Origin of the sequence: Haloarcula halobia (assembly GCF_029338255.1) — an archaeon.
GTDB classification, from domain to species: Archaea; Halobacteriota; Halobacteria; order Halobacteriales; family Haloarculaceae; genus Haloarcula; species Haloarcula halobia.
The window spans coordinates 562,461-579,579 of the sequence record NZ_CP119787.1; the positions used below are offsets into that span (position 1 = coordinate 562,461).

The following is a 17,119-nucleotide window of genomic DNA, read 5'->3' on the forward strand; positions in this document are numbered from 1 at the left end:
GCTATTCTTTCCTTTAGTGCAACGGGGGGAGTGACTGTTTTTAGTGCTGGTTTTCTAACTGTTCCATTGGTCATTATCGCGCTATTGATTACTGCGATTCCTACGCTTATTCTGATGTCACTAGACGTTCGAGCAACCAGCAAGGGAGGAGCAGACTGGGGGAAGGAACGGTATGCGATCTATGTTGCTGCGCTTCCTACCCCTGCCTGGATAATCATTCCCATTTACCTACTTGTACGTCTGAGTAAGTAACTATTCTGACTTTATTCTACTCGATTTGACGTATAGCACTTCCATTATTTATAATGCAAAAAGTTATCAGATGCCCATATATTGGATAGAATATGAATTATGAATACTTTGGACTCGTTGTTGGAGTGGTGGTGATGGTAACAGCCTCTATAAATACAGTCGCACCTCCTTTGACAGCCCTCTTTGTTGCGTACTGTCTTGGATACTTGCTTCTTCGTGAGACCGACCTCTATGCTCAGCACTTCAACCTTCTTATGATTTCCAGCCTCTTGATACTCGTTCTAAATACTATTACTGGCCCGTTTGGTTTGCTCGCCATATTCTGGGGTTCGGGAATGGCAGCACTGGGAGAAATGGGAGTGGTACTGGGAGTATTAAAACTGATCTTCGCAATTCCAGGAAAATCGATAAAAGGACAGTTTGTTACGGCAAAAGGCGCGACAGCTGCTGCTGCTGCGCAGCAATCCCTCTGGACGGCAGTAACCTCTGTATTGAATCCACAAGCCGTCCTGGCGTTCATTGCCGCTCTTTTTGCAATCATTCCTCTGGTCATCCTCGACATTCTCCTCAATCAGGGTTCACATACTGTCCTGGCAGAAATTTTCGTAATTATGGGAGTAATCAGCCTGTCCCTGATCGCTATTGCTCTCGATACGAAAGATCGAGCAATACGCGTTGCCAGTAAGTTGAAGCAGGCCTTCGCCAGCACCAGTGAAAGTCAGAAGCAAGCAGGGAGAAATCAGACAGATATCGAAGCGGCCCGGGCTGATTTCGCCCGCAATTTTTATAAAGAGTTGGATGAGGATCTACCTGAGAAAGCGAATTCCGCGTGGACTGAAACGCAGATTCAATCACTCTCAGCAGAGGAATTTCGAACACTCTGTTTCAAGAGTGCCAAACAGGAATGTAAGGAAGAAGGGGGAAGATTTGATATCAAAGACTCGTCTTCAGACTTCGGGAAGATCGGTGTTGCGGAGTTGCCCAACCACGTGGTGGGTGTACTCATTTGGATACCAGAATCCCAACCCAATATAAGTAGTGAGCTGTTGCTCTCCACAGTGTGGGAAGCAATGGAAGCCCTCGACCCACTTCCTGATTTCGTCCAATTATATGTCCCAGAGGAGATAGACGATGGTGAACAAATAGAACTCCTACAGGAATTCGGACTTGTTACTGTCGATGTGAGCCTCCTCTGTAGAGAATTCGAGGACAATGACATTCGACCCACTAGCGCCTGAGTGTCGGCCCCGGCATGCTATAGCCTCATACTTAGTCGCCCGAAGACGATATTTAACATCATCTGATGCATCTCCAAGTTTCGCGTTCGGTACATAGCAACGTGTAATAAAGCTTCAATGATATGAATTTCACAGTTCACAGTAAGCTCTCACAGAGATATCTGAAACTCAAACACCACAGCAAAGCATCAGCACGCAACAACCCACCATCCATATATAGTGCAAATTGTATCATATTCCAAATAAATCGAAGAATAAATATATCGCAAATGCATGTTCTAAACTGACCGTGAACCGTCGTCAACTATTGTCCGGAGTAGGGACACTTGGTATTACATCTATAGCAGGCTGCGGAGAAACTTCTAGTGGTTCTGAGGCAGAACCCGCCAGAGAGCCAGAACCGGAAACAGAGCCTGAGACAGAACCCGCCAGAGAGCCAGAACCGGAAACAGAGTCTGAGACAGAATCCGACAGAGAACTAGAACCGGAAACAGAGTCTGACCCTGTTGAAGAAGAGCCTACTGAAGAACAGGCGAATTTGGAGTATCTACATGGAATAACTGGGTTCACATGGCCATCTGATACAGAGGGTAATCACACCCGGCGATACGAGTGGAATGCCGCTGGATATGAGTGGTGGTATGAAATGGCGATCTCCAGATCACTTGGTGCATATTATAAAAATCGGTATAGTCGAGGTCGAAACTATGATATGTATATTACTGATGCATACGGGAAACCATATATAAAGGATTTAGCCAATGATTTTGAGCAAATGGCCGACAGTAATGGTTTATCTGAAGCAGAAAAAGTGAATTTAGTTATTAGATTTGTCCAACAGATGAAATACACAAAGGATGAGGTTACTAGCAGTTTTGACCAATATTCTCAATACCCTGTTGAGACGCTTATTGAACGGGGTGGTGACTGTGAAGACTCTGCATTTTTATTGTCCGCCCTTTTAACGGAGATGGGCTACGGTTGTGTACTGCTTCATTTACCCGATACCGAACCAGTGGCTCATATGGCAATGGGTGCCAAAGGTGGCTCCTCATTACCAGGAACATATTATGAATACAACGGGGAGCGTTATTACTATATTGAGGGGACAGATGAGTATGCTGTCGGAGAAATGCCCGACTGGGGTGGGAGTACGAAGGCAGACATCATTCCAGTCAAAAGTGCCTATCCAACATTAGTATACGGCTACAGCACTGAGGTGACTGATTTGAATGAAATTGCTGTTGACGTAGAAATCACAAATTGGGGTGATGCTAGCGCTCGAAACACAGTATTCGGTGCCGGGTTCGAAGGTAAAAACGGGGTGATTCATGCAGAAAGTTCTTTAGATATTGGGAATCTCAACAGTGAACAATCTACAGAAGAGCGGCTGTACTTGTCGCCTCCCGATGACAAAAAATTACGACTGTTAACCTTCGTGGAAGCTGAGGAAGAAATTCACGATATATCTCGGAGTAAGTGGCAGTATCCAATAGAGTAGTATCTACTTTGACTGTACGATGACTGCCGTGGGGTGTCCTCGTTGAAATTGATGCAAATCCAGTAATGGACTAGAGCTTCAACGCGTCACACCTACACGTCACCTTCGAAGTTACTCCGGGCCGAAATCGTGCGCATCATCCGTCCCAGCCCGAGGATCATACTCGATATAGGTTTTTTCGGTAACGTCCACCGACTGGTGGCCAAGGTAGCGAGAGACCTGGTATAATCCAGCATCCGTATTGTGGATGAGATGTGATCCTAGTCCGTGACGGATGTTATGGCTCGAAATTAGCCACCGGTTCGGCTCCGGATCACTCCCGTCCTCGGGTGTAGCGGCGTTCGCGTCCGCATACAGTTTCCTGTTGATGCCAGCGCGTTCGGCAGCCTCACGAACAAGCTCGTTAATCGCCTCCGGACTCAACGGAGCGCCGCGCTCGCCGATAAACAGATTGTCGTGGTCGTTCCCGCCGAGGTAATCGTCTCGATACCCACCATCCAGCCACTTGTGCAGCAACCCGTCGAGATTCGGCTGCCAGGCCACAACTCGGGGCTTTTTATTCTTCGTGATACTGCCCGGAAGCGCGATCTCGCGGGCATCTCGATCAAGCATATCGACCGTCACCCGACTCGCTTCCTGACGCCGCATTCCAGTGTGCCAGAGGCACCGAATAATTAGTTGATTCCTGATTCGATTCCTACCCGCATTCTTCTCCATGGCCCGTACGTCTTCCTGATCCACCGCATACGTCTCACCATCCTCCAACCGCTTACTCTGCTCCGTACTCTTCGTCATTCCCCACTTCTCAGACTTCTGGTCGTTCCACCGGTCTAACGGGTTCCTATCGAGAATTTCGAGAGATACAAAGTAGTCGTACATTGAAAGGATTCGATCCCATCTGTACCTGGGAGTCGTGCCATTATATTGATTTGAGAGAACTCTCCCGAGCCTGTTGGTGTCCTTTGGCCCGACATCAAACGCAGACGCAATCCCCTCCTCGTCCAACCAGTGATCGTACCAGCGAACGTCTTGTTTGTACCGTTGGGTACTCTTGGACTGCCGCTGGTCTGGGTCGTTGTTGTCAGTCCCGGTCTCCAGCTCATCGACGTAATCCACGATCTCGTCTCTGCATTCCTCAATCGGCTTGAAGCGGCGAGGAGGCATTTACTCGGCCTCCGAAGTTCGGTAGTATCGACGCTTGCCCATGTTTTCGTCGTAAGTCCACTGCACGTCCGGGTACCAATTCGTGGCGCGGTTAATTGCTCGACGCGTCTTGTTTTTGTCTGCATCAACGAAATCCGCCCAAAACTCGATGGTAGACATCTCCTTTGTGAATTCGAGGTCAGACATGCCGCTGTGTGCCCGTTCCTCCATAATCGCGTTCGTATCCCTAAGCTCCTTGCTGGAATCCATCACCGGTAATTGCATCGCAATGTCGTCCGCCAGGTCATCAACATCCTCGTTGTTCGGTTGAACTGCCGTATCGACCCGGTTGACCTCCTGCTCAATTCGGGCCAAGCGCTCGTGCACGTCACTAAGACCGATTTCAATAGCGCTGGTGATTTGTTCTGGGTCGATGTCTGTGGTCTGTTCGTCGTCTTGATGGATGTGCGCGTTAGCACTCGCTCGCAGCAGTTGACTGACGCTGGGGAACTCGCCAGTGTCTTCAATATACTTTTCAAATTTCTCCTTTCGTTCTGGTGTCACCCTGACTTTGATTGTTTCCGTCCGATTGGCCATGCACCACCAATCCGCCGCAGAACTATAGTAGTGTGCATACATTGTAGCCCGCTTAGCATGGAGAACCGCGTCATATAGACGCCACGTGGGGTTTTGTGGTCTCTCCAGAACCCGCCGGGGAGCCACTGCTCCTGTGTTTGCCGGACCACCGGAAGGGTTAGGATGGTCCACGCGGGACCTGACAGTCGTGCTCGGGTCGATACCTGACCTGTTGCGACTGGTCGCCGTCCCCGTCTTCGCGTGGACGGCCTACCGCGACGTGAAGACGCGCCGGGTCCCCAACCGGACGTGGCTCCCGCTGGCCGCCCTCGCCGTGGTCTTGCTGGCGTGGGACGCCTACGCCGTCTGGACCGCGCCGACCGGCGGCCGTCTGTTTTTCCTGCGCGTGGCCATCAGTCTGGGGTTCGTCGCCCCGCTGGCCTACGGCTTCTGGTACATCGGCGGGTTCGGCGGGGCCGACGCCAAGGCGTTCATGCTCGTCGCCGTGCTCTTTCCCGTCTATCCCACGTACCTGCTGTCGACGCCGTCCGTCGCGCTGCCCCTCCAGCAGACGCCCATCGGTGTCTTCTCGTTGACCATCCTCTCGAACACGGTGCTCGCCGGCGTCGCCTATCCGCTGGCGGTGGCCGCCGGGAACCTCGCCCGGGGGCACGTCTCGCTGGCCATGTTCATCGGCCGGCCCGTCGCCGTCGCGGACGTCCCCGGCGAGTACGGACGGTTGCTCTCGGCGCCGGACGGGTTCACGCGACAGGGCCTCGACCTGGACGCTCTGCGGATGTACCTGCAGTGGCGCGGTCTCACACTCGAGGAGGTGGTCGCGGACCCGGACCGGTACCGCAACCCCGAGACGCTGCCAGCGGTCCCGAACCCGCCCGGCGACGGGGCGCTGGTCACCGACGGCGGCGGACCGGAGTGGGGAACTGCCGGGAAGCCAGACCCCTGGGGCGCCGAGCGGTTCCTCGCGGACATCGACCACTCGGCCTACGGGACGACCCCCGAACAGCTGCGCGAGGGCCTGGAGGTACTCGCCGCCCGCGAGACGGTCTGGGTGTCGCCCGGCATCCCGTTCCTGGTCCCGATGTTCGTCGGCCTGGTCGTCTCGCTGACCTACGGCGACGTGCTCTTTACCATCCTCCGGTCGGTGGGGCTGGCCTGACCCTGTCAGACTTGCAGAGTGGACAACTGATTTACCCTCGCGGGGAGTAGTGAGGAACATGGCAGATAAACCACAGTCCGGATCCATCTTCGGCGTGCCCTACAACTTCGAGCGACCGAGCTTCAAGCGACTGGTCTCCTCGTACTGGCAACCCGGTGACGGAATGCTGGTCGAGAAACCGTTCGGCATCGGCTACACGCTGAACCTCGCCAACTGGCGCTCGTGGGTCGTCCTCCTCGTCGCGGGCGTGATGCTCTACCTCGAACGGGGCGGCGACGGCGAGATCGAGGACGAAGCGGACGACGAACCCGTGGAAGTCATCGTCGACTGAGAGCGGCCGTTCCACGTCGTTCCCGTACCGACCGCGCGACATCCTGCGGTCGGGGACGGTACACAGGTACAACGACTGCGACGGCGCGTTTCGACGGCTCTTTGACTGCCGGCTACCCCTTGCCGGTATGCTGTACTTCGTGACGACCAACCCCGGGAAGGTCCGGGAGGCGACCGAGTACCTCGACGACGAGGTGCGCCAGTTCGACTACGACTACCCCGAGATCCAGGCCGACGATCTCGGGACGGTGGCCACACAGGGCGCCCGCGAGGCCTACCGGGCGGCCGACGGCCCGGTCATCGTCGACGACGCGGGCCTGTTCATCGACGCCTTCGACGGCTTCCCCGGCCCCTACTCCTCGTACGTGGAGGACACGGTCGGCGTCGAGCGGGTCTGGGGCATGACCGAACCCGAGGCCGACCGCTCGGCGGCGTTCAAGACCGTCATCGCCTACTGCGACGGGGATCCGTTCGAGGCGACGCCGGAACCGCTCGAGCCCGGCGACCGTCGAGGACAGGACCTCGCGGCGACGGACCGGGAGACGGCCACCACCGACGAGCAGGTCCGCGAGGGGGACGTCCCGGTCAAACTGTTCGAGGGGTGGGTCCCCGGCGAGATCGTCGCCCCGCGGGGCGACGGCGGTTTCGGCTTCGATCCCATCTTCGAACACGACGGCGAGACGTTCGCCGAGATGAGCACCGAGGCGAAAAACGCCGTCTCCCACCGCGGCCGGGCGCTGGCGAAGTTCGCCGAGTGGTACGCCGGTCGATGACCGGGACCGCACTCGTCACCGGCGCGTCGGCCGGCATCGGCGCGGCGCTTTCCCGCGAGTTCGCCGCCAACGGGCACGACGTCGTCCCGGTTGCCCGACGCCGCGACCGCCTGGCGTCGCTCGCCGGCGATCTCGAACGCGACCACGGCGTGACCGCGACGCCCATCGAGATGGACCTAGACCGGCGTGACGCCGCCGCGGACCTCTACGGGGCCGTCCAGGAGCGCGGGCTCGACGTCGACGCCCTGGTCAACAACGTCGGCGTCGGTGTCTACGGCCCCTTCCGCGAGAGCGACCTCGAGGCGGAGCGCACCCAGTTGCAGTTGAACGTCGTCCTCCCCGTCGAACTCACGCGGCTCTTTCTCGAGGACTTCGACGACGGCGGGAAGGTGCTGAACGTCGGCTCCGTCGCGGGGTTCCAGCCCGGGCCCCGGATGGCGGGCTACTACGCCAGCAAGGCCTACGTCAACAGTTTCACCGAGGCCATCGCCGAGGAGCTGCGCGGGACGCCGGTCGACGTGACGCTCGTCTGTCCCGGGCCGGTCGACACCGAGTTCCAGGCCCGTGCCGGGATGGACGACTCCAGCGTCGGGTCGCACGCCTCGAACACTCCCGAGGCCGTCGCCACGGCCGCATACGAGGGGTTGATGGCCGGCGAGACGGTCGTCGTCCCCACCAGGGCCATGCGGGCCGTCGACCTGCTGGCCCGCCTGAGCCCCCGGCCGCTGGTCCGGCGGGTGGCACACTGGGTCAACAGCGACCGGTGAGGCCGGGTTCGACTCCGACACGGCGCCCCGCGGCCGGACCGGTTATCATATTCTGCAAAGAGCCCCGTTCATTGAAAGGGGAGTCGGTGGTAATTCGTCTATATGTCACTCGACCCCATCGACACGTACAAGGGGCTGATACGGATCTCGATGGACCTCATCGGCGTTTCGGGCTCTATCAAACGCAAGGTGCTGGCCGCTGTCGGCATCCAGCTCGGCGTCTCCATCGCGCTCGCGGCCGTCACGTTCGCGCTGTCGGGGACGCTCCAGCTCGTCCTCACCGCCGTGCTCCTCTCCGGTGCAGCCCTGGCGTTCGTGAACACGGTCTTTATCACCCGCGAGGACTTCGTCCGCCCCGTCGAGGCGCTGGACGAGGCCGCCGCCCAGATCGCCGCCGGCGAGATCGACGTCGACGTCCCCGACAGCGAACGGGACGACGAGGTGGCGAGTCTCACGGCCTCGTTCGCGTCGATGCAGTCCCACCTCGAGACGGTCTCGCGGCAGGCCGACGCCCTCTCCCGCCAGGAGTTCGACGCCGACGTCTTAGACGAGGACGTCCCCGGGGACTTCGGGCGGTCGCTCGAGCGGATGGCCGCCAGTCTCGACGACTACACGACCGAACTCCAGGCGATGACCGACGACCTGGAGGCACGCTCACAGGCGCTGCGGGACCTCGTGACGGCCTTCGCGGAGGCGGCCGAGCGCGCGAAGGAGGGGGACCTCACCGCCACGCTCGACGACGACTTCGACGACGTCGACGAGGACCTGTTTCAGGCGGTCGTCGAGAACTACAACGACCTCGTGACGACGCTGGGCGAGACGGTCGGCGAGGTGACCGCCTTCGCCGAGGAGGTCTCCGGGACGACCGACCGGTTCGTCGAGAGCGTCGAGGAGATCGACCGCGCCAGCGACGAGGTCGCCCGGTCGATACAGGACATCTCCGCGGGGGCGAGCCAGCAGTCCGACCGCCACGACGACGTCGCCTCGGAGATGAACACCCTCTCTGCGACCGTCGAGGAGATCGCCGCGACCGCCGACGACGCGGCTCAGACCGCACAGCAGGCCGCCGAGCGGGGGCGGACCGGGCGCGAGGAGGCCGCCGTCGCCATCGACGAACTCGACGAGATGGAGGCCCGTATCGGGGAAATCGCCAGCGCGGTCGAGGGACTCGTCGACGAGGTCGGCGAGATCGACGAGATCGTCGACGTCATCACAGAGGTCGCAGAGCAGACCAACATGCTCGCGCTGAACGCCTCCATCGAGGCCGCCCGCGCCGACGCCTCCGGTGACGGCTTCGCCGTCGTCGCAGACGAGGTCAAGGCCCTGGCCGAGGAGACCCGTGACGCCGCTGCCGACATCTCTGACCGCATCCAGGCCGTCCAGGACGAGGCCACGCAGACGGTCACCGACGTCGAGGAGATGAACGAACGCGTCTCGGAGAGCACGGACACCATCGAGGGGGCGCTCCGCGACTTCGAGGACATCGTGGACGTCCTGGGCGAGGTCAACGACGCCATCCAGGAGATATCCGGCGCGACCAGCGAGCAGGCAGAGACGACCCAGGAGGTCGTCGCGATGGTCGACGAGGTAGCGACCGTGAGCGACCAGACCAGCAAGGAGGCCGAATCGGTCGCGGCCGCCACCCAAGAGCAGACCGCGACCATCGCCGAGGTCTCCGAGGAGGTGTCGTCGGTGGCGCGTCGGACCGACGAACTGCTGGACCTCCTCGCGCAGTTCGAGGTCGACGCGAGTGGCCAGGAGCGACCCGCGACGGACGCGACGGCCGCGCCCGGTGTCTCGGACTAGCCGCGCGGGTCCCGGTCCGGCCCGGGGTAGGAACCACCTTCGACCGCCTCGTACAGGGCTTCGGGGTCGAACAGGCGGGCGAAGGCGTCGGGTGGCCGGACGCTCAGGGACATGTGTGACTGCAGCGAGGCGCCCGCCTTCGCACTTCTGAGCCCCTCGTCGTAGGTGAGCAGGTGGGCGGCGCCGCCGCGGTAGGCCGAGGCGAGCGCCGGGTGGTCGCCCGGCGGATGCTCGACGGCCGCCCGCTCGCGCCCGATGCGCTCGCGCCAGTCCGCGGCCAGCGTCGCGTCGGCGAGCGATTCGACGACCGTCCGGGCGTCCTTGAGCAGGTGGTCGCTGGCGACCAGCTCCATCCAGGAGTGCCGGCGAACGTGGTCGAGCGCCACCCGGGCGGCGTTGCCGGACTCGTCGCCACACAGCAGGTCTGCCGCCAGTACGTCCGCGTCCGCGACGACGCGGGCGGGTGACGCCTCAGGCATCCCCACGGTGGGTCTCGAGCGCCTCGCGGACGGCCTCGACGCTCGTCTCGTACTCCCTCGCGCGCTCGAACAGGTCGCTCCAGGTCATACCCCACAGACGACACGCGCCGGGAAAAAGCCGCCCGTGACTGTCCGCCGCCCGTCGGTCGTGCGTCTGACGGGTGTTTATATTCGGCCGTGGTCTCGCCTCAGTACGGGCGCGCTCTGACGGCCTCGATTTCCCATCCTCCCGAACGGCGCGCCCGGACACCGAAACCCATCCCCCCTTTCTGGGTTCCGGTCTCTCTCAGGCAGACGCCTCGCCCCGCAGCGACGCGCGCACGGCCTCGAGCTCCTCGGGCGTGCTCATGATGGCGACGCTGTCGCCCGCCTCGATGACCGTCTGTGGGAGCGGGATGCTCATCGGTTCGCGACTGCGGCCGTGGGCGTAGATGTGGGCGTCACCGGGCAGTTCGACCTCGACGACGCGTTTGCCGATGACCGGCGACCCGTCGGGGACGGTGACGCTCGCGACGGAGAGCTGTTCGGTCAGGTCCGCGAGGACGTTGAAGTCCCCGCCGAGCAGCGCCGTCTTCGCGCCGGCGGCCCCCAGTCGCTCGGGGTAGATGATCTCGTCGACGTCCGCGGCGTACTTCTCGTAGATCTCCTCGCGGTAGTCGGCGTCGATGCGCAGGACCGTCCGACAGCCGTACTCGCGGCCGACCATACAGGCGGTGAAGTTCACGTTCAGGTCGCCCGTGAGCCCGCCGATGGCGTCGGCCGTCTCGATGCCCGCTTCGACCAACAGCGACTCGTCGCTGCCGTCGCCCTGGAGGGCCTCGAACCCGGCCTCCCTGGCTCTGTCGACCTTCTCGTGGTCGCGCTCGACGATGGTGACGGCGTGCCCTTCGCTCTTGAGGATTCTCGCGGTCCGGGTGCCGACGCGGCCGTAGCCGACGATGACGAACTTCATGGGCCCGGCTACGACGGGCACCGTTAAAAATGTGAACGGATGACAGGGCCGGTCCGCCGTCGGGTTCCGACACGCGTTTACCCGTCGGTGGCCGACGACCAGACGAGATGCGCGTGACGTTCCTCGGGACGAGCGGAGCCATTCCGACGACCCAGCGAAACACCAGCAGCGTGTTCGTCAACCGGGAGGGCGACTACCTCCTGTTCGACTGTGGCGAGGGGACCCAGCGACAGATGATGCGCTACGGCACCGGCTTCGCCGTCGACCACCTCTTTGTCACGCACTTGCATGGCGATCACGTCCTGGGGATTCCCGGCCTGCTCCAGACCTGGGACTTCAACGAACGGGACGCCCCCATCGCCATCCACACACCCGCCGGCACGCGCGGGAACGTCCGGCAGCTCATCGAGGCCAACGGCGCGTCGCCGTCGTACCCGGTCCGCATCAACGAGGTGTCGGCCGGCGACGTGGCGCTCTCCCGCGAGGAGTACGAGGTCAGGGCCTTCGGGACCCAGCACCGCTGTCCGTCGGTCGGCTACGTCCTCGCCGAGGACGACCGCAAGGGACGGTTCGACCGCGAGAAAGCCGAGGACGAGCTGGGCATCCCACCCGGGCCGAAGTACTCGGCGCTCCACCGCGGGGAACCGGTCGACCACGACGGCCGGACTGTCCGGCCGGAGGAAGTCGTCGGGCCGCCCCGGCCCGGGCGGACGCTGGTCTACACGGGCGATACGCTCCCGACCGACAGCGTCGTCGACGCCAGCGAGGGCGCCGATCTCCTGATCCACGACGCCACCTTCGCCCAGGACCGGGCCGACCGCGCACAGGCCACGGCCCACTCGACGGCCGCGGAGGCCGCCGACGTCGCCCGGCGGGCCGGTGTCTCGACGCTCGCACTGACCCACATCTCGACGCGGTACGCCGGGCAGGCCGACCAGCTCGGGGCCGAGGCCGCGGAGGTGTTCGACGGCGAGGTGTTCGTCGCCGAGGACGGCCTGCAACGCACCGTCGAGTTCCCCGACGCCGAATAGTGCGATATTTACCCGCGAGTCCGGTAACGCCCCCATGACACACCGACTGGTTCACGTTGGCCTGGGTGGGCAGGGTACCCACTGGGTCGAGGACGTCCTCCCGCCGAACGTCGACGCCGGCCGCATCGAAGTGGTCGCTGCCGTCGATACAGACCCCGACCGACTCGAACGCGCCGAGGACCACCTCGACCTGCCGGCCTCGCGCTGTTACACCGACCTCGACACCGCCCTCACCGAGCGCGACGCCGACTTCGTCTCGGTCGTCACCCCGCCGGGCGCACACGAAGTCGTCGTCGACATCGCGCTGGAACACGGCTGCGATGTCCTCTCGGAGAAGCCCATCGCCGATACCCTCGAGGCGTCGGTCCGCATCGCCCGGAAGGTGGCCGACGCCGACGCGAAGATGGGCATCACGATGAGCCACCGCTTCGACCGCGACAAGACCACGTTCCGCCGGGCGGTCAGGGACGGCTCGGCCGGCCCCATCGACTACCTCGCGGGCCGGTTCGCCGGCGCCGTCCGGGAGCGCGGCTACTACTCGCCGTACGTCTACGAGATGGACGACCTGCTCTTGCTCGACGGGGCCGTCCACCACCTCGATATCCTCGCCTCGCTCGTGGGTGCCCCCTGTGAACAGGTCTACGCCGAGACGTGGACGCCCGAGTGGGCCGACTACGAGGGCCACACCACCGGGTTCGTCACGATGACCTTCGCCGACGGCACCCGTGCGATGTACGAGGGCAGCTACGCCAACGCGACCGAGCGCAACGGCTGGGGCAACGAGATGTTCCGCGCCGAGTGCCGCGACGAGACGGTCGTCCTCGACCGCCGCGAGGTCCGCCGGTACCCCTACACGCCCCACGACGCGAGCGACGGGGCCGAGGAGGCCGAACCCACGGCTTCGGACGGCGGCGAAACGACCGAGGCGGCGGCCGACGGCGACGGCATCCCGGTCCCGCTCGCGGACCGGCCGACCTGGGGCAACGCCTGGCTCGTCGAGCAGTTCTGTGACTGGCTCGACGGCGGCGAGCCGATGGCGACGAACGTCCAGGACAACCTCCAGTCGATGGCCATCGTCTTCGCGGCCATCGAGAGCAGCGAGCGCGGCGAACCGGTCGACGTCCAGGCGCTGCTCGACGAGGCACGTGCGAACGCCTGATCCGGCTCACCCCTCGCCCCGGCGCTCGTCGTCGATCACCTCTGTGACCGCCGCGGCGACGGTTCTCCCCACTCCCCTTCCGAGAGACGGCCCCTGCGGTCGCCGTTCGCTTCCGGGAGCCCGAACGCAGTGAGGGGTCCCGCTACTGCTCGCGGCGTTGCCGCTCGCATTCCGAGGCCCGCTCACTCGCTTCGCTCGTTCGCGCCCCTCGCTACTCGCGGGTCGCTAACGCTTCCCGCTCGCTTTCGGGGTTCTTCGCGCTGCTCAGAACCCCGCTACTCGTGCCCGTACACTGCCACCGGCTCGTAGGGATCCTCGAGATACGCCACGTCAGACGCCGAGAGGTCGATCTCCAGGGCCTCGACGGCGTCTTCCAGGTGGTCGATGCTCGAGGTCCCGACGATGGGCGCGGTGACGTTGTCGTTCTGGAAGTGCCAGGCCAGCGCGATCTGGGCCATCGTCACGCCGTAGTCGGCCGCCAGTTCCTGGACGCGCTCGTTGATCTCCTCGCTGCCCGGTCCCTCGTGGTAGGGGACCTCGGCGGTCTCGGTCTCGTGCACCCCGCGCGAGGTCGTCTTGAACTCCTCGTGGGGCCGCGTCAGGTAGCCCGCGCCGAGCGGACTCCACGGCAGGACGCCGACGTTCTCCCTCTCACAGAGCGGGTACATCTCGCGTTCCTCCTCGCGGTAGGTCAGGTGATAGAGGTCCTGCATCGTCTCGAAGCGGGCCAGCCCCTCGCGGTCGCTGACGTGCAACGCCTCCTGGAACTGGTGGGCCCACATCGAGGAGGCCCCGATGTGGCGGACCTGGCCACGGCGGACGGCGTCGTCGAGCGCCCGCAGCGTCGTCTCGATGGGTGTGCCGTAGTCCCAGCGGTGGATCTGGTAGAGGTCGACGGTGTCCATCCCCAAGCGGGAAAGCGAGTTCGCCAGTTCCTGCTCGATGGTCTTCCGGGAGAGCCCCTGCGCGTTGCGGTGGTCGGTCGCGCCGGGGAACCGGACCTTCGTCGCGACGACCTGCTGGTCGCGGTCGTAGTCCGCGAGGACGTCGCCCAGAATCTCCTCGCTCTCGCCCGCCGAGTAGACGTTGGCGGTGTCGAAGAAGTTGATGCCGAGGTCGATGGCCCGTTCGACGAGTTCACGGCCCTCCTCGGCGTCGAGCATCCACTCGCGGCCGCTGCCGAAGCTCATACAGCCCAGACAGATCTTGCTGACTTCGATGCCGGTCGAGCCGAGCGTCGTGTACTCCATACCGACGAGACGACTGGCTGGCACAAATGCGTTCGGCACGCCCGCCATCCGGTACCGTCATCCCGCAGCGCCTACAACGAGCCCGCATGGACCTCGCACACACCGCACTCTGTGTCTCGGACCTCGACCGCGCGATGGAGTTCTACGCCGCGATGGGCTTCGAGGAGACCCACCGGTTCACCCTGGACGGCGTCGAGAACGTCTACCTGGCCGACGGCGGCGAGGGCGACGGCGACATCCAGCTCCGCTACGACCCCGACCGGACGACGCCCATCGCCCCGTCGCGGGCCGACGTCGACCACGTCGCGTTCACCGTCGACGACGTCGAGGCCGCCTACGAGCGGGCGCTCTCGGCCGGCGCCGCGCCGGTGCTCGAACCGACCGAAATCGAGGCCGCCGACGCCCACGCTGCGTTCGTCGAGGACCCCGAAGGGTACACGCTCGAGCTCTTCCGCCACGTCTGAGCGGGGCCGACACGTGCGACCACAGGAACTACTGCCGCCCGGCACGTACCGCGCACATGGTCTCGTTCGGGGAGGTGTACGTCGTCGTCCTCACCGCCACGGCGCTGGTGGCCCTCGCCGTGGCGCTCCCGGTACTGGTGCGTATCGTCCTCGACGGGCGCGAGCGCTGGCGTGAGGGCGCGCCCGACGCGCCCGAACCGGGGACCGGCGAGGCGGACCCCGCCGGCTCGGTGCCGTCGGGCGGGTGGCGCTGTGGCAACTGCGGGACGGTCAACGAGCGCGGGTTCCGGTACTGCCGGGAGTGCGTCGCGACGCTGTAGCCTCGGTCGTCACCCGTCGTGTCTCGTGACCTCGACGTTGGCGGCACCGGTTATCTCGAATGTCGCGAACCAGGTGCCGGTGCCGTCGGCCGTCGAGTCGGCCACCTCGAACTGTGCCTGCTTGCTCGTCGCGTCGAGACTGACCGTGACCGTGTAGCGTCCCTGGTCGTCGAAGGTGACTATCTCGACCGCGGTCCCCGGATGCATCTCGTACCCCCGGTGTGAGAGCGGTGGTGGCTGCTGACCGTCCTCCTCCGGCTCACTGTCGGCCTCCGTGACCCGGACACAGGCTGTGTACACCGACTCGGCCCCGTTTTGCAGGTAGACACCGCGGTGGCGGTACTCGTCGACGGCCTGATAGTCGACGAGTCGCGGGTCGTCACAGGGGTTCCCCGACCCGGATTGTGCCTGTTCCGCCGACCCGGTCAGCTCGCCGAGACACCCCGACCACGCCGTGGTGGCGACCATCCCGGCGCTCGACTGGAGCACCTGTCTGCGGTCCATACCTGCTGTTGGCGAGCCACTGACTTAACGAACGGCGACGATAAAACACTCGTCACGGCGTCCAGGGGTTGTGCTTTCGCGGTCAAACAGGAGAGTTACGGTGTCGGTGGGCGATGGGAGGACATGGACGTCGCCGACTTCCTCGCGGAGGCCGCCGTCACCGTCTCGGACGAGCCCTACGCCGTCGTGAAAGCCGACCGACCGGACCCTGACGCCTTCGCGTCCATCCAGGACGGCCGCGAGACGACCCTGGTCGTCGAGGAGGGGACCGACGACCCCGACGGCGCCATCGAGGTGGAACCCGGCTGGAAGGTCCTCACCTTCGAGGCGGTACTCCCCTTCGACCTCGTGGGGTTTCTGGCGAGCGCCGCGACGGCACTCGCCGAGGCCGACGTCTCGATATTCGCGCTGTCGGCGTACTCGACCGACCACGTGTTGGTCAAGGCCGAAGACGTCGACCGGGCGCTCGCGACGCTCGAGGAGCTAGGGTGTGACGTTCCTAGGTGACGCTTAGAACGCCGCTTCTCCACGGAATAATTCTGTTCGTTGCTGTAAGCATACCGCGCCGAAGGCGCGGTTTTACCGGACGCGAACGACGTGAGCGTCCGGCCTTTTTGGTCCAGATTTTTCAAGGAGTGGTTCGCGCGAAGCGCGAACCCGACGCAGAAAAAGGTGGTACGCCAGGACTGGGATTTGAACCCAGAATCCCGAAAGGGAACACGCTTTCCAGGCGTGCGCCTTACCGTTCGGCCATCCTGGCTCGTATTCGAGCATCAGACGGCGGGTGGTTAAGGACTTTCGTTTCCGGGCAGGCGGTCCTGCGTCAGGTAGGTCAGGCCCGTCGCGCCGGCCGCGACCAGGGCGGCGACGCCGAACTTCACGCCGAGGGCGACCGGTTGCGCTGCCAGCAGTTCGTAGCCCTGGAGCAAGACGAGGAAGGCGAGGCCGCCGACGACGCCCCACAGCAGGCTGGATTTCGTTCGCGGACGCATCTAGCGGGCGGCCACGGCCTCGATCTCGACGGCGACGCCCTTCGGGAGGTCCTTGACGGCGACGGCCGACCGGGCGGGCGGTTCGTCGTCGAAGAACGTCTCGTAGGTGTCGTTCATGGCGTCGAAGTCGTCGATGTCGGCCAGGAACACGGTCACCTTCAGGACGCTGTCCATGTCGGTGTCTGCCGCCTCGAGGATGGCGGCGACGTTCTCCAAGGCCTGTTCGGTCTGGACGTCGACGGCGGCCCCGTCCAGCAGGTCGCCGTCGGGAGTCAGCGGGATCTGGCCGGCGGTGAACACGAGGTCGTCGGTGGTCGTCGCCTGGCTGTACGCGCCGACGGCGGCGGGCGCCGCGTCGGTACTGACGATATCTCTCATACCGGAGCGGGGGCCGCCTGGCTAATA

At 63.2% G+C, this 17,119-nt stretch carries 20 protein-coding genes and 1 tRNA gene; 12 read left to right on the plus strand and 9 right to left on the minus strand.

Going from position 1 to position 17,119, the window contains the following annotated elements; translation table 11 throughout:
- Positions 1-344 precede the first annotated feature (344 nt).
- Both P1K88_RS02960 and P1K88_RS02965 read left to right on the plus strand, forming a co-directional pair.
- A complete protein-coding gene (locus tag P1K88_RS02960) occupies positions 345-1,490 on the plus strand; it encodes a hypothetical protein (protein WP_276412426.1) in 1,146 nt (381 codons plus the stop codon).
- Between the two features lie 289 nt (positions 1,491-1,779).
- Positions 1,780-2,991: a transglutaminase-like domain-containing protein gene (locus tag P1K88_RS02965; protein ID WP_276412429.1), complete on the plus strand. Its 1,212-nt coding sequence runs from the start codon at positions 1,780-1,782 to the stop codon at positions 2,989-2,991.
- A 111-nt stretch (positions 2,992-3,102) separates the two neighbouring features.
- Here P1K88_RS02965 and P1K88_RS02970 read toward each other — a convergent pair whose 3' ends face one another.
- The gene (locus P1K88_RS02970) at positions 3,103-4,155 is read right to left on the minus strand and encodes a tyrosine-type recombinase/integrase (protein ID WP_276412430.1); all 1,053 of its coding nucleotides are present in this window, start codon (positions 4,153-4,155) and stop codon (positions 3,103-3,105) included.
- On the minus strand, positions 4,156-4,731 hold the full coding sequence (locus P1K88_RS02975) for a hypothetical protein (RefSeq protein WP_276412431.1): 576 nt from the start codon (positions 4,729-4,731) through the stop codon (positions 4,156-4,158).
- A gap of 187 nt (positions 4,732-4,918) precedes the next feature.
- On the opposite strand from P1K88_RS02975, the gene P1K88_RS02980 reads away from it, so the two are divergent.
- The 5 genes from P1K88_RS02980 (at position 4,919) to P1K88_RS03000 (ending at position 9,563) form a co-directional block, all read left to right on the plus strand.
- Positions 4,919-5,887, plus strand: coding sequence for an A24 family peptidase (locus P1K88_RS02980; protein WP_276412433.1), 969 nt, complete (start codon positions 4,919-4,921; stop codon positions 5,885-5,887).
- Between the two features lie 58 nt (positions 5,888-5,945).
- Positions 5,946-6,218, plus strand: a complete 273-nt coding sequence (locus P1K88_RS02985; protein WP_276412434.1) for a DUF5808 domain-containing protein — start codon at positions 5,946-5,948, stop codon at positions 6,216-6,218.
- 127 nt (positions 6,219-6,345) lie between these two features.
- Positions 6,346-6,990: a non-canonical purine NTP pyrophosphatase gene (locus P1K88_RS02990; protein ID WP_276412436.1), complete on the plus strand. Its 645-nt coding sequence runs from the start codon at positions 6,346-6,348 to the stop codon at positions 6,988-6,990.
- Entirely contained in the window at positions 6,987-7,757 is a 771-nt protein-coding gene (locus P1K88_RS02995; protein WP_276412438.1) for an SDR family NAD(P)-dependent oxidoreductase, read from the plus strand. Before P1K88_RS02990 ends, P1K88_RS02995 begins: the two co-directional genes overlap by 4 nt.
- Positions 7,758-7,859: 102 nt before the next feature.
- Positions 7,860-9,563, plus strand: coding sequence for a methyl-accepting chemotaxis protein (locus P1K88_RS03000; RefSeq protein ID WP_276412439.1), 1,704 nt, complete (start codon positions 7,860-7,862; stop codon positions 9,561-9,563).
- Here P1K88_RS03000 and P1K88_RS03005 read toward each other — a convergent pair.
- Both P1K88_RS03005 and P1K88_RS03010 read right to left on the minus strand, forming a co-directional pair.
- Positions 9,560-10,042: a DUF7384 family protein gene (locus tag P1K88_RS03005; protein WP_276412440.1), complete on the minus strand. Its 483-nt coding sequence runs from the start codon at positions 10,040-10,042 to the stop codon at positions 9,560-9,562. The genes P1K88_RS03000 and P1K88_RS03005 overlap by 4 nt on opposite strands.
- Before the next feature lie 286 nt (positions 10,043-10,328).
- Positions 10,329-10,994, minus strand: coding sequence for a potassium channel family protein (locus P1K88_RS03010; protein ID WP_276412441.1), 666 nt, complete (start codon positions 10,992-10,994; stop codon positions 10,329-10,331).
- 107 nt (positions 10,995-11,101) lie between these two features.
- Here P1K88_RS03010 and rnz point away from each other — a divergent pair, with 107 nt between their 5' ends.
- On the plus strand, positions 11,102-12,025 hold the full coding sequence (gene rnz, locus P1K88_RS03015; protein WP_276412442.1) for a ribonuclease Z: 924 nt from the start codon (positions 11,102-11,104) through the stop codon (positions 12,023-12,025).
- Between the two features lie 34 nt (positions 12,026-12,059).
- Positions 12,060-13,184: a Gfo/Idh/MocA family protein gene (locus tag P1K88_RS03020; RefSeq protein WP_276412443.1), complete on the plus strand. Its 1,125-nt coding sequence runs from the start codon at positions 12,060-12,062 to the stop codon at positions 13,182-13,184.
- 275 nt (positions 13,185-13,459) lie between these two features.
- Here the strand turns inward: P1K88_RS03020 and P1K88_RS03025 are convergent, their stop codons facing one another.
- Positions 13,460-14,434, minus strand: coding sequence for an aldo/keto reductase (locus P1K88_RS03025; protein ID WP_276412444.1), 975 nt, complete (start codon positions 14,432-14,434; stop codon positions 13,460-13,462).
- 86 nt (positions 14,435-14,520) lie between these two features.
- Here P1K88_RS03025 and P1K88_RS03030 point away from each other — a divergent pair, with 86 nt between their 5' ends.
- Positions 14,521-14,898 carry a VOC family protein gene (locus tag P1K88_RS03030; protein ID WP_276412446.1) on the plus strand — a complete coding sequence of 126 codons (378 nt, stop codon included), beginning with the start codon at positions 14,521-14,523 and terminating at the stop codon, positions 14,896-14,898.
- A gap of 56 nt (positions 14,899-14,954) precedes the next feature.
- The gene (locus P1K88_RS03035) at positions 14,955-15,218 is read left to right on the plus strand and encodes a DUF7577 domain-containing protein (protein ID WP_276412448.1); all 264 of its coding nucleotides are present in this window, start codon (positions 14,955-14,957) and stop codon (positions 15,216-15,218) included.
- A gap of 9 nt (positions 15,219-15,227) precedes the next feature.
- Here the strand turns inward: P1K88_RS03035 and P1K88_RS03040 are convergent, their stop codons facing one another.
- Complete coding sequence (locus P1K88_RS03040; protein WP_276412449.1) at positions 15,228-15,722, minus strand: hypothetical protein; 495 nt, start codon at positions 15,720-15,722, stop codon at positions 15,228-15,230.
- A gap of 123 nt (positions 15,723-15,845) precedes the next feature.
- On the opposite strand from P1K88_RS03040, the gene P1K88_RS03045 reads away from it, so the two are divergent.
- Positions 15,846-16,229, plus strand: coding sequence for an ACT domain-containing protein (locus tag P1K88_RS03045; RefSeq protein ID WP_276412450.1), 384 nt, complete (start codon positions 15,846-15,848; stop codon positions 16,227-16,229).
- A 171-nt stretch (positions 16,230-16,400) separates the two neighbouring features.
- Here P1K88_RS03045 and P1K88_RS03050 read toward each other — a convergent pair.
- From P1K88_RS03050 to P1K88_RS03060, 3 genes are all read right to left on the minus strand, one after another.
- Positions 16,401-16,482: transfer RNA gene (locus P1K88_RS03050), tRNA-Ser, on the minus strand.
- Positions 16,483-16,510: 28 nt separating this feature from the next.
- Positions 16,511-16,714: a DUF7981 family protein gene (locus P1K88_RS03055; RefSeq protein ID WP_276412451.1), complete on the minus strand. Its 204-nt coding sequence runs from the start codon at positions 16,712-16,714 to the stop codon at positions 16,511-16,513.
- Entirely contained in the window at positions 16,715-17,092 is a 378-nt protein-coding gene (locus P1K88_RS03060) for a Rid family detoxifying hydrolase (RefSeq protein ID WP_276412452.1), read from the minus strand. It abuts the gene before it with no gap.
- Positions 17,093-17,119: the final 27 nt, after the last annotated feature.